Below are 12,984 nucleotides of genomic sequence, written 5' to 3'. Positions count from 1 at the left end.
CGTCGTCGCCGCCGATCCGGGAGGCGAACGACTCCACCGTCGGCGCCGCGAGCAACCAGGGCACCCGCACCTCCACCCCGAGCGCGTCCCGCAGGCGCGCGACGACCTGCGTCGCCACCAGGGAGTTGCCACCGAGTTCGAAGAAGTCGTCGTCGAGCCCGACCCGGTCGAGGCCGAGCACCTCGGCGAACATGTCCGCGACGGCCCGCTGCGCATCGGTCTCCGGGGCGCGGTACGGCCGCGTTGCCGTGTCCGGTTCCGGCAGCGCATCACGGTCGAGCTTGCCCACCGGCGTGAGCGGGACCTCGTCGAGGGCGACGATCGCCGACGGCACCATGTGTCCCGGCAGCGCCCTCGCCGCCGAGGCCAGCAACGCGGCGGTGTCGACGGTCGCCGACGGCCGCGCCGTCACGTACGAGACCAACCGCACGACGCCCGCCTCGGAGGTCCGTCCGACGGTGACGGCGAAGTCGACCGCCGGATCACGGCGGAGCACGGCGTCGATCTCCCCGAGTTCGATCCGGAAGCCGCGGACCTTCACCTGGAAGTCCGACCGGCCCACGTACTCGATCTCGCCCGCCCCGGTCCATCGCACGACGTCGCCGGTGCGGTAGAGGCGGCTGCCGGTGCCGTACGGATCGGCGACGAACCGGGACGCGGTCAGCGCCGGCCGGGCGTGGTACCCCCGTGCCAGCTGGACGCCGGACAGATACAGCTCGCCGGCCACCCCGACCGGCACGGGCCGGAGCCGGTCGTCGAGGACGAGCGAGCGCGTGCCCCGGAGCGGCCCGCCGATCGTGAGCGGCCCGCCGGGGGTCAGCGGATCGCTGATGTTGGTCATGACGGTGGTCTCGGTGGGCCCGTACCCGTTGTGGAACGCCCGGCCCGGCGCCCATCGCGCGACGAGCTCCGGTGGGCACGCCTCGCCGCCGACCACGACGGTCCGCAGGTCGTCGAGGCCCGCGGGATCGACCGACGCCAGTGCCGCGGGCGTCACGAACGCGTGGGTGACGCGTTCGTGACGCAGCAGTTCCGCGAGGTCCGCGCCGCCGTAGACGGTGGGCGGTGCGATCACCAGCGTGGCCCCGGGCGCGACCGCGAGCAGCAGTTCGAGCACCGAGGCGTCGAAGCTCGGCGACGCGAAGTGCAGCGCCCGGGTGGCCGGTCCGAGGCCGTAACGCTCGCGCTGTTCGGCGGCGAAGTTGGCCAGGCCGGTGTGGGTGACGACCACGCCCTTCGGCAGCCCGGTGGAGCCGGAGGTGTAGATGACGTAGGCGGGGTTGTCCACATGCAGCGGACGCGCCCGGTCACGGTCCGTCACCGGCGCGGGCGACAGCACGGCGAGTTCGGACTCGACCTCCTCGTCGTCGAGCACCACCCACGGGATCGTGTCGGGCAGGCCGGTGCGTTCGGCGGCGACGGTCACTCCCGCCCGCGCCCCCGAGTCGGTGACCATGTGCACGACCCGGTCGACCGGGTAGCCGGGATCGACCGGCACGTACGCGGCACCGGTCTTCGCGACCGCCCACACCGAGATCACGGACTCGAAGGACCGGGTCAGCCCCACGGCCACGACGTCCTCGGGCCCGACGCCGCGGGCGATGAGCAGACGCGCGAGCCGCGACGAGCGGGCATCGAGGTCGGCGTAGGTCAGCTCGCGACCCCGGTACGACAGTGCGGTGGACTGCGGGTCGCGGGCGGCGGCCGCGGCCAGCAGGTCGGCCAGCGGCACGGCCGGTTCCGCCGGGCGTCCGGTCCGTCGGACGAGATCGTCGCGCTCGGCGTCGCCCAGGATCTCGAGCTGCCCGGTCGTGCCGGCCGTCCCGGCGACGAGGCCGCCGAGCACCCGGAGGTAGCGCTGCGCGAGGTTCTGCACGGCGGAGGCCGTGAAGGCGTCCCGGCGGTACTTGAACCCGAAGGCCAGCGACTCCTCGGCCGTGGCCACCACCGTGAGCGGATAGTGGGTGGCGTCCCGGGTGTTCACGCCGGCGACGGTCATGCCGTCGATCGAGCTGGCCTGCTCGAGGCCGCTCCGGTCGATCGGATAGGACTCGTACACGAGCAGGGTGTCGAACAACGCGCCGGTCCCCGCGAGCTGCTGGATCTCCGCCAGCCCGATGTGGTGGTGGTCGAGCAGGTCGGCCTGCTCGGCCTGCAGGGCACGCAGCGCCGCGTCGACCGCCATGTCCGGGTCGAGGCGGACGCGCACCGGAATCGTGTTGATGAACAACCCGACCATCGACTCGACACCCTCGAGCCCGCCGGGCCGGCCGGAGACGGTGGTTCCGAACACCACGTCGTCGCGGCCGGTGGAGCGGGCCACCAGCACGGCCCAGGCCGCTTGGAGAACGGTGTTGACGGTGACGCCGAGCCGGCTCGCGTACTCGGTCAGCGCGGCGGTGGTGTCGGCGTCGATCGCGACGCGGTGCTCCGCGCCGCCCACGGCTCCCGCCTCGCCGTCACCGAGCACCTCGGCGAGCATGGCCGGCTCCTCGAGGCCGGCCAGCGCGTCCGCCCAGGCCCGGCGGGACCGGTCGTGGTCGCGCGCGGCCAACCACTCCAGGTAGGTGCGATACGCGGGCACCCGCGGCAGGATCGTCACATCGGCGTCGGTCGCGTAGAGGGTGAGCAGGTCCTTCAGCAGCAGCGGCATCGACCACCCGTCGAGCAGGATGTGGTGGCTGCTGACGGCCAGCGTCCACGCGTCCGGGGCGGTGCGCACGACGAGGAAGCGGATCAGTGGCGGGGCGGCCATGTCGAACGGGACGTCCTGGTCCGCCCGCACCATCGCCTCCAGGTCGGAGCCGTCCGCGCCGACGGCGTCGACCTCGCGCCACGGCAGGGAGACGTCGTCGAGCACCAGCTGCACCGGCTCGCCGGACTCGCCGGCGACGAACGCCGTGCGCAGGTTGGGATGCCGCTCGAGCAGTGCCTCCGCCGCCCGGCGCAACCGGGCCACGTCGACCCGGCCCGCGAGGTGGAGCAGCACCTGGGTGGTGTAGACGTCGGGCCGGCCGTCGGCGAGCATCGCGTGGAAGAGCAGACCGGACTGCAGCGGGGCGAGCGGCCACACGTCGACCAGGGCGGGGTACCGCGTCTCCCACGTGTCGAGGTCGCTCTGGCCGACGTGCACGAGGGGGACGTCGGACGGCGTCAGACCGCCCGCGTCGGGCCGGGCGGCGTGGGCGGCGAGCGCCTCCAGGGCGCGCACCCACAGCTGCGCGAGTTCCTCGACGTCGCCGCGGTCGAGCAGACCGCTCGCGTATCCGAAGTTCGCGCCGAGCCGGCCGCCGATCACGACGGCGTTGATGTCGACCGTGGCCATCGCGGGCGCGTCGGCGTCGTCGCGACCCGACAGGTCGCCGAGGTCCCCGGCGGGCAGCCAGCCGAGACCGGCCGCGCCCTCGGGGATCTCGCCGGCGTCGATCCGGCCGAGGTAGTTGAAGCTGATCTGCCCGGACGGCAGCGCCCGCAGCACGGGGCCGGCGGCCGGATCGAGATAGCGCAGCAGCCCGTAGCCGATGCCCTTGTCCGGAACGGCGCGCAGGTGCTCCTTGACGGCCTTGATCGCGGCGCCCGCGGCGCGGCCCCCGGCGAACGCGTCGTCGAGATCCACCCCGGACAGGTCGAGCCGGACCGGGTAGATGGTGGTGAACCAGCCGACGGTGCGGCCGAGGTCCGCGCCGGGGACGACCTCCTCCTCGCGGCCGTGCCCCTCGAGCCGGACCAGCGCCGACGGCTCGGCGACGCCCCGGTCGCGGCGCCACCGGGCGACGGCGAGTGCCAGCGCGGCGAGCAGTGCGTCGTTGACGCCCCCGTGGAACCGTGCGGGCAACGTCGTCAGCAACGCGTCGGTCGTCGCGGGATCGACCTGGATCCGCACCTTATCCACCGTGGAGGCGAGGTCGACGGTGGGATCGAAGGGGCGCGCGCCGAGCATCGGATCGGGCCCGTCGACGATCGAGCGCCACAGCCCGAGTTCGGCCGCACGGGCCGGGACCGCGGTCTCGGCGAGGGCGTGCGCCCAGCGCCGGAACGACGTGCCGACCGGCTGAAGCTCCGGACGTCCGCCGTTCGACAGCTGCGCCCACGCCGTGACGAGGTCCGGAACGAGGATGCGCCAGGAGACGCCGTCGACGACGAGGTGGTGCGCGACGACGACGAGCCGCCCGGTGCGCGCCGCGCCCGGGTCGAGCCACACGAACTGCAGCACGACGCCCTCGGCCGGCCGCAACCGCGACTCGGCCTCGTCGAGTGCCCGCGCGGCGAGGTCGGCGAGCGCCTGTTCGTCGGTCCCGGGCGCGACCTCGATGCGGGCGACGAGCGCGTCGACGTCGACGCTGCCCGGCGGCGTGGTCGACAGCTCCCAGTCGCCGGAGCCGTTGCGGCGCAGGCGCGCCCGGAGCATGTCGTGGCGGTCGACGACGGCCGTGAGGGTTCCCACGACGCCGTCGCGGTCGATGCCGGCCGGCAGTTCCAGCGCGAGCGTCTGGGTGTAGCGATCGAATCGGCCGCCGCGTTCGACCATGAACCGGACGATCGGCGTCAACGGCATGTCGCCGACGCCGCCGCCGGGAAGCTCGGCCAGCGCGGGTACCGCCGCCTCCGCACCGACGCGCGCGACCTCGGCGAGCCCGGCCACGGTCTTGCGTTCGAACACGTCGCGGGGGGTGAAGACCACACCGCGGGCCTTCGCCCGCGACACCAGCTGGATCGAAACGATGCTGTCGCCGCCGAGCGCGAAGAACGAGTCGTCGGCACCGATCCGCTCCGCGCCCAGGACCTCCGCGAAGACCGCGGCGATCGCGACCTCGGTGGGGGTGCCGGGAGCACGGAATCTCTTGTCGCCCTTGAATATCGGAGCGGGTAGAGCCTTGCGGTCGAGCTTGCCGTTCGCGGTCAGCGGCAGCGTCTCGAGCACCACGATCGCGTCGGGAACCATGTATCCGGTGAGGAACCGGGCCACCGAGTCCAGGACCGTCGCGGGCTCGAGGTCGTGTCCCGCGCGCGGCACCACGTAGCCGACGAGGCGGTCGCCGGTGCGTTCGTCGGTGCGCACGACCGCGACGGCCTGCGCCACACCGGCGACGCCGGTGAGAGCGGCCTCGATCTCGCCGAGTTCGATGCGGAAGCCGCGCAACTGGACCTGGGAGTCGCTGCGTCCGGCGTACTCGAGCTGTCCTCGCGCGTTCCAGCGGGCGATGTCGCCCGTCCGGTACATGCGGGTGCCGGGCGCGCCGAACGGATCGGCGACGAACCGGCCGGAGGTGAGGTCGGCGCGTCCCAGGTAGCCGCGGGTGAGCTGCGCTCCGCGCACGTACATCTCCCCCGGCACGCCGACCGGAACGGGCTGCAGGCGCGCGTCGAGGACGTAGATGCCCAGCCCGGGGATGCCACGGCCGATCACGCTCGCGGCGAGTCCCGCGTCGGCCGCGGCGAGCGGCAGGTGCGAGACGTGCACGGTGGTCTCGGTGATGCCGTACATGTTGACCAGACGCGGCGCGTCCTCGGCGTGCCGGGCGTACCAGCCGGCGAGCCGCCGCAGATCGAGCGCCTCACCACCGAAGATCACATGCCGTAGTGCCGGAAGGCCCGTCTCGTCGCCGTGTTCCGCGGCCGCCCGGTCCGCCTCGGCGAGCTGGTAGAACGCCGACGGGGTCTGGTTGAGCACCGTCACCCGTTCCCTGGCCAGCAGGGCGCGGAAGTCCTCGGGCGAGCGCGAGGTGTAGTGGTCGACGACGACGAGCCGGCCACCGTAGAGCAGCGGTCCCCACAGTTCCCACACGGAGAAGTCGAACGCGTAGGAGTGGAACATCGTCCACACGTCCCGCTCGTCGAACTCGAAGGCGGGCCACGTGTTCTCGAACAGTTCGAGGACCGTCCGGTGCGGAACCTGCACGCCCTTGGGACGGCCGGTGGAGCCGGACGTGTAGATGACGTACGCGAGGTTGTCGACGCGCAGCGGGGCCCGTCGTTCGTCGTCGCCGACCGGTGCGCCGGGGACCGCGGACAGATCGAGCGCCGACACGTCGATCACCTCGACGGCGGTGTCCGGCAGCGCCTCCCGATCGGTGCCGGAGACGAGCACGCAGACGGGAGCGGCGTCCGCGAGCATGAATTCGAGGCGGTCCGCCGGATACGTCAGATCCAACGGCAGGTAGGCACCGCCGGCCTGGAGCACGGCGAGGAGTCCGACGACGAGTTCCTCGGTGCGCGGCAGGGCCACGGCCACGAGGCTGTCCGGCCGCACTCCGCGGTCGATCAGGGTACGGGCGAGGCGGTTCACGCGCGACGCCAGCTCCCCGTAGGTCAGGCTGCGGTCGCCGGCGGTGACGGCGACCGCGTCGGGGGTCCGGCCGGCCTGCGCCTGGAACCGGTCGACGAGCGTCTCGCCGGCGGCGCGGGTGCCCGGCGCGTTCCACGCCTCGAGCACGACGGCCCGCTCCTCGTCCGGCAGCAGCGGGATGTCCCCGACCACCGTGGCCGGATCGGCGGCGACCGCCGCGAGCACCCGGGTGAACCGCTGGGCGAAGGCCTCCATGGTGCCGGCGTCGAACAGGTCGGTCGCATAGGTCAGCGCCACGGACAGCCCGCCCGGCGCACCGTCCTCGGCGACCACGTCCGAGACGGTCACCTGCAGATCGAACTTCGCCTGGTCGAAGGCGAAGTCGACCGGTTCGACGGCCAGGCCCGGAAGTTCGAGGCGGGTGCGCGCCAGGTTCTGGAAGCTGAGCGCGATCTGGAACAGGGGGTGCCGCGCCTGGGACCGTTCCGGATCGAGGACCTCGACGATGCGCTCGAACGGCACGTCGGCATGGCCGAACGCCTCGAGGTCGGTCTCGCGGACGCGAGCGAGGAGGGCGGCGAACGTGTCGCCGGGGCCGACCGGGGTGCGCAGCACCAGGGTGTTGACGAACATGCCGATGACGTCGTCGAGTTCGGCCTCGCCCCGCCCGGCGACGGGCGTGCCGATCACGATGTCCTCGGTGCCGGACAGCCGCGCCAGCACAGTGGCCAGTGCCGCGTGGACGACCATGAACAGCGTGACGCCGTGCTCCCGGGCGAGGGCCGTCAGCGCCGCGTGCGTGCCGGCGTCCACGGAGAAGCCGGCGACGGCACCGCGGTTCGACGCGACGGGCGGACGGGGCCGGTCCGCCGGCAGGTCGAGCTGGTCGGGGATCCCGGACAGCGTTCTGCGCCAGTAGCCGAGTTGCTGCGCGAGCACCGACCGGGGATCGTCCTCGGCGCCGAGAACCTCCCGCTGCCACAGCGCGTAGTCCGCGTACTGGATCGCCGGCGGCGCCCAGTCGGGTTCCCGGCCGGCGGCCCGTGCGGCGTAGGCGAGCATCACGTCGCGTGTGAGCGGCCCCATCGAGAATCCGTCGCCGCTGATGTGGTGCAGCACGACGACGAGCACGTGCTCCCGTTCGGACAGCCGGAACAGTCTCAGCCGCAGCGGGACTCCGGTGGTCACGTCGAATCCGGCACCGATCTCGGCGGCGACCGCGGCCGCGAGGTCGGCCTCGCTCACCGGCGTCGGCTCCAGTCCGGCGGCCGGATCCGCGGTGGGCAGGACGACCTGGCGCGCCACCCCGTCGACCTCCGGGTAGACCGTGCGCAGCGACTCGTGCCGGAACACCACGTCGTCGATCGCCGCGCGCAGCGCCCCGACGTCGAGGTCACCTCGGAGCCGGATGGCCAGCGGCAGGTTGTTCACCGCGGAGTCGGGGTCGAAGCGGTTGAGGAACCACATGCGCTGCTGGGCGAGGGACAGCGGGACGACCTCCGGTCGCGGCCGGGGGCGCAGGGCGACGCGCCCGGTCCGGCCGACCTCGGATTCGAGGCGGGCCGCGAGAGCCTCCACCTCGGGGGTCTCGAACAGCACGCGGACGGCCACCTTGGTGTCGAGCGCAGCACCGAGCCGCGCCGCGACCTGGGTCGCGACGAGCGAGTTCCCGCCGAGGGTGAAGAAGTCGTCGTCGAGACCGACGCGGGTGAGGCCGAGCACGTCGGCGAAGATGCCCGCGACGATCTCCTCGACAGGCGTGCGCGGCCCGCGGAACCCGCGGGTTTCGAACACCGGCTCCGGCAACGCCTTGCGGTCCAGCTTGCCGCTCGCGTTGAGGGGGAAGGCGTCGAGCGCGACGAGCGCCGACGGCACCATGTACGCGGGCAGGATCTCCTTGACGGCGCCGAGCAGCTGCGCGCTCTCGACCGCCGCGCCCGGGGCGGGGACGACGTATCCGACGAGCTGCTCACCGGTGGCCGTGGGCACGACGAGCGCCACGGCCTGACCGACCGTGGGCTGCGCGAGCAGAGCCGTCTCGATCTCCCCCAGCTCGATCCGCTGACCGCGGAACTTCACCTGGAAGTCGGTGCGGCCGATGTAGTCGAGGACGGGCTCGCCGCCGGCGGTGCGGCGCCACCGGACGAGGTCACCGGTGCGGTACATGCGAGCGCCGGGGGCGCCGGCGGGGTCGGCGACGAAGCGATCCGCGGTGAGGTCCGGGCGGCCCACGTAACCACGTGCGAGTTGCCCTCCGGCAAGGTACAACTCGCCGGGCACGCCGACCGGGACGGGGTGCAGCCGGCCGTCGAGAACGTACACGCGCACGTTCCACTCGGGCACGCCGATGGGCACGCTCTGCCGCTCGTCACCGGCGGGCCAGTAGGTCACCGAGACTGCCGCCTCGGTCGGGCCGTACAGGTTGTGCACCGCAGCGTCCGAGACCCGGCGGAACGCGTCGACGGTCTCGGGCGGCAGGGCTTCGCCGATCACGAACACGTGCCGCAGCGTCGAGCAGGTGCCGGCCGGCGCATGGGCGGCGAACACGGTGAGCATCGAGGGCACGAAGTCGGTCAGCGTCACGCCGTGCCGGGCAATCGTCTCGGCGACGTACACGGGGTCACGGTGACCGTCGTGGGTGGCGACGACGAGGGTGGCGCCGGCGCGCAGGGGCAGGAACCAGCCCCACAGCGACACGTCGAAGGTGGTGGCGGTCTTCTGCAGATAGACGTCGCCGCCGGTGATCTCGTACTCGTGGGCCATCCACGCGAGCTGGTTGACGATGGCCTCGTGCGAGACGCACACGCCCTTGGGGCGTCCCGTGGAACCGGACGTGAAGATCACGTAGGCGGGGGTGTCCGGGCGGATCGGGCCGGCCGGCTCGCCGTCCCGGATCGGGTCGGGCGCGTAGCACTGCAGGTCGAGGTCGTCGACCAGGACGGGGGCGACCGTGCCGGGCAGGTCCGCCGCGTCCGCGCGGGTGCTCAGGACGCACACCGGCTGTGCCGTGGCCAGGATGTGCCCGATCCGCTCGGCCGGATGGTCGGGGTCGAGCGGGACGTAGGCGCCGCCGGCCGCGATGACCGCGTAGATCGCGACCGGGAGTTCGATCGATCGCCGGATCGCGAGGGCCACCAGGGTTTCGGGTCCGACGCCGAGACCGATGAGGTGCCGGGCGAGCCGGTTGACGCGCGCGTCGAACTCGGCGTAGGTGAGCGACTCGTCACCGAAGACGACGGCCACCGCATCCGGGTGGCGGGCGACGGCGTCCCGGTACGCGGCGAGGAGCCCGGTCGCCCGGACCGGATGCACCGCACGGTCGTTGCCGACGGCGAGGGCGCGGCGCTCGGCGGTGTCGAGGAGGTCGACGTCGCCGACCACGCGGCCGGCGTCGGCGGTGAGCGCCGCGAGCATCCGCATCAGGCGGCCGGCGAAATCCCGCACCGTGGACTCGTCGAAAAGGTCTGTGGCGTAGGTGAACTGCGCCGACATTCCGGCCGGCTTCCCGGCGTCCTCCCGCGGCGAGACGGTCAGCTGCAGATCGAACTTGGCGATGGCCCCGCCGAGGTCGACGGGCTCGATCTCCACGTCCGGCAGGGTCACCTCGGCACGGTCGAGGTTCTGGAAGAACAGCGCCACCTGGAACAGCGGGTGGTGCCCGGTCGACCGCACCGGATCGAGCACCTCCACGAGCCGCTCGAACGGCAGCTCCGCGTTGTCGAACGCGGCGAGGTCGGTGTCCTTGACCCGGCCGAGCAGTTCGGCGAACGTGGCGGCCGGCTCGATGCGGGTGCGCAGCACGAGGGTGTTGACGAACATGCCGACAAGGTCGTCGAGCGCACGCTCGCCGCGGCCGGCGACGGGCGTGCCGATCGCGATGTCCGCGGTGCCCGACAGGCGCGACAGCAGCACCGCCAGCGCGGCGTGGACGACCATGAACGCGGACGTGCCGGTCGCCTGGGCGGTGGCCTCGACCGCCTCGTGCAGGGCGGCATCGACCTCGAAGTCGACGGTGGCGCCGCGGCCCGACGCCTCCACCGGGCGGGGCCGGTCGGTCGGCAGGTCGAGCCGATCCGGGAGGTCGGCGAGCGCGCCGCGCCAGAACTCGATCTCCCGCGCGGCCGGCGACGCGGGGTCGGACTCGTCACCGAGCACCGCGCGCTGCCAGAGGGCGTAGTCGGCGTACTGCACCGCGAGCGGTTCCCACGCGGGGGCCGCGCCGCCGGTGCGGGCGACGTACGCGGTGACCAGGTCCCGCACGAAGGGGGCGATGGACGCGCCGTCGGCGGCGATGTGGTGGACGACCACGACGAGAACGTGCTCGTCGTCGGCCGACCGCAGCAGTGCGACCCGCAGCGGCACCTCGGCGGTCACGTCGAAGCCGGCCGTCGCGAGCCGGGCGACCGCTCCGGGGATCTCGTCGGGCGGCGTCGGCACCGGGTCGAGGGAGTGCGCCGCCTGCTCCGGCGGGAGGACCAGCTGGGACCCGACGCCGTCGCGATCGGGATAGACGGTGCGCAGCACCTCGTGCCGGGCCACGACGTCGGCGAGGGCCCGGCGCAGGGCATCGACGTCGAGCCCCCCGCGGACGCGCAGTGCGACGGGGATGTTGTTCGCGGCCGACGCCGGATCGAACCGGTTGAGGAACCACATCCGCTGCTGTGCCAGCGACAGCGGGATCGGGTCGGGGCGCGGCCCGGCGACGAGCGGTTGCTGCGCTCCTTCCCCGACGGAGGGTTCGACGAGTGCGGCGAGACCCTCGACGGTGGACGCCTCGAACAGCAGCCGCGCGGGGACCCGGGTGGCGAGCCGCTCCCCGAGGCGGGCGGCCGCGCGGGTGGCGACGAGCGAGTTGCCGCCGAGCTCGAAGAAGTCGTCGTCGAGCCCGGCCCGCTCGGTGCCGAGCAGCTCCGTGAACACCTCGGCCACCGCGTGTTCCGCGGCGGAGCGGGGCGCGCGGTACTCGTGGGCGGGCAGCTCCGGTTCGGGCAGGGCCGCCCGGTCGAGCTTGCCGACCGGCGTCAGGGGGATCCGGTCGAGGGGCACGATCACGGTCGGCACCATGTGCGCGGGCAGCCGGCGGGCGACGAACTCGGTCAGCGCGTCGGGGTCGACGACCGCCCCCGGCACGGGGTGAACGTACGACACCAGCCGGGCCTCCCCCGACGGGGTCGGCCGTCCCACCGTGACGGCGAAGTCGGCATCGGGGTGTGCGGCCAGCGCGGCGTCGATCTCGCCGAGTTCGATGCGGAATCCGCGGATCTTGACCTGGAAGTCGTTGCGCCCCGCGTAGATCAGGCCGGTCTCGCCCGATCGGACGAGGTCACCGGTCCGGTACAGGCGGGTGCCGCCGGGCCCGGCGACGAACCGCTCGGCCGTCAGCGCGGCGCGACGGTGGTAGCCGCGGGCGAGGCCGGGTCCTTCGAGATACAGCTCCCCCACGACACCGGCCGGGACGGGGTTGAGGCGCTCGTCCAGCACGTGCGCGGTCATCCCGCGGACGGCCCGGCCGATGGTGACCTGCTCGCCGGGCTGCAGCGCGTGCGAGATGTTCGTCATGATCGTGGTCTCGGTGGGCCCGTAGCCGTTGAAGAAGCGGCGACCGGGCGCCCATCGCGCGACGAGGTCGGGTGGGCACGCCTCACCGCCCACGATCACCACGCCGAGGGTGTCCAGCCCGGCCGGGTCGACGGACGCCAGGGCGGCGGGCGTGACGAAGGCGTGGGTGACCTGCCGGCTGCGCAGCAGTTCGGCGAGGTCCTCGCCGCCGTACACCGACGGTGGGGCGATCACCATGGTGGCGCCCGCGCCGACGGCGAGCAGCAGCTCGAGGACGGAGGCGTCGAAGCTGGGCGAAGCGAAGTGCAGGGTCCGCGAGTCCGGGGTCAGCGTGTACCGCTCGACCTGCTCGGCGCAGAAACCCTCGAGGCCGGTGTGGGTGACGACCACGCCCTTGGGCCGGCCCGTGGAACCGGAGGTGTAGATCACGTAGGCGGGATGCTCCGCCCGCAGCGTCCGGACCCGGTCGTCGAGCGCGACGGGCGCTGCGGACTGCTCGGCGAGGGTGGTGCGGGTCTCGGCGGAATCGAGGGCGATCCAGGGCACGGAGCCGGGCAGGCCGGGCACCGAGGCCGCGAGGGTCAGGCCGGCCCGGGCGCCCGAGTCGTCGATCATGTGCCGGACGCGGTCGTCCGGATAGTTCGGGTCGACGGGCACGAAGGCGGCGCCGGTCTTGGCGACGGCCCACACCGACAGCACCGACTCGATCGAGCGGGGTACGGCGACCGCCACCACATCCTCCGGGCCGATCCCCCGCCGGATGAGCAGCCGCGCCAGCCGGGAGGAGGCCGAGTCGAGCTCGCCGTAGCTCAAGGTGCGGTCCTCGAACACCACGGCGGGTGCGCCGGGGTCCCGTTCGACCGCGGCGGCCAGGAGCTGGGGCAGAAGGGCGACGCGGGGTCCGCGCCGGCGTGTGGGCCGCTGCCGGACCGGCCGGCGGCTGCGTGATTCGTCCGGTCGTCGGTCCCCCGAACCGTCGACACTCATCCCCGCGTGCTCCGTCGCCGGTCGTCCTGCGCGTGCACTCCAGGCATCATCCACCTCGCGTATCCCTCATCGTCCCAGCCGCTGCCCTCTGCACACGACAGTGCAGGGTGGCACGCGCCAGCCCCATTAGACCATCGGGGCGTCGGGCGCTT

Annotated in this window: 1 pseudogene; it reads right to left on the bottom strand. The window is 73.4% G+C overall.

From position 1 onward, the window contains the following. Nucleotides 1-13: 13 nt before the first annotated feature. A pseudogene (locus AIIKEEIJ_RS18130) lies at nt 14-12,730 on the bottom strand (amino acid adenylation domain-containing protein); the annotation flags it as partial. Nucleotides 12,731-12,984 lie beyond the last annotated feature (254 nt).

The sequence above is a fragment of the Rhodococcus sp. YH1 genome, assembly GCF_009939605.1.
GTDB classification, from domain to species: domain Bacteria; phylum Actinomycetota; class Actinomycetes; order Mycobacteriales; family Mycobacteriaceae; genus Rhodococcus; species Rhodococcus aetherivorans.
Note: the sequence above shows the minus strand (reverse complement) of the source record. Positions and strands in the feature narration are given on the sequence as shown.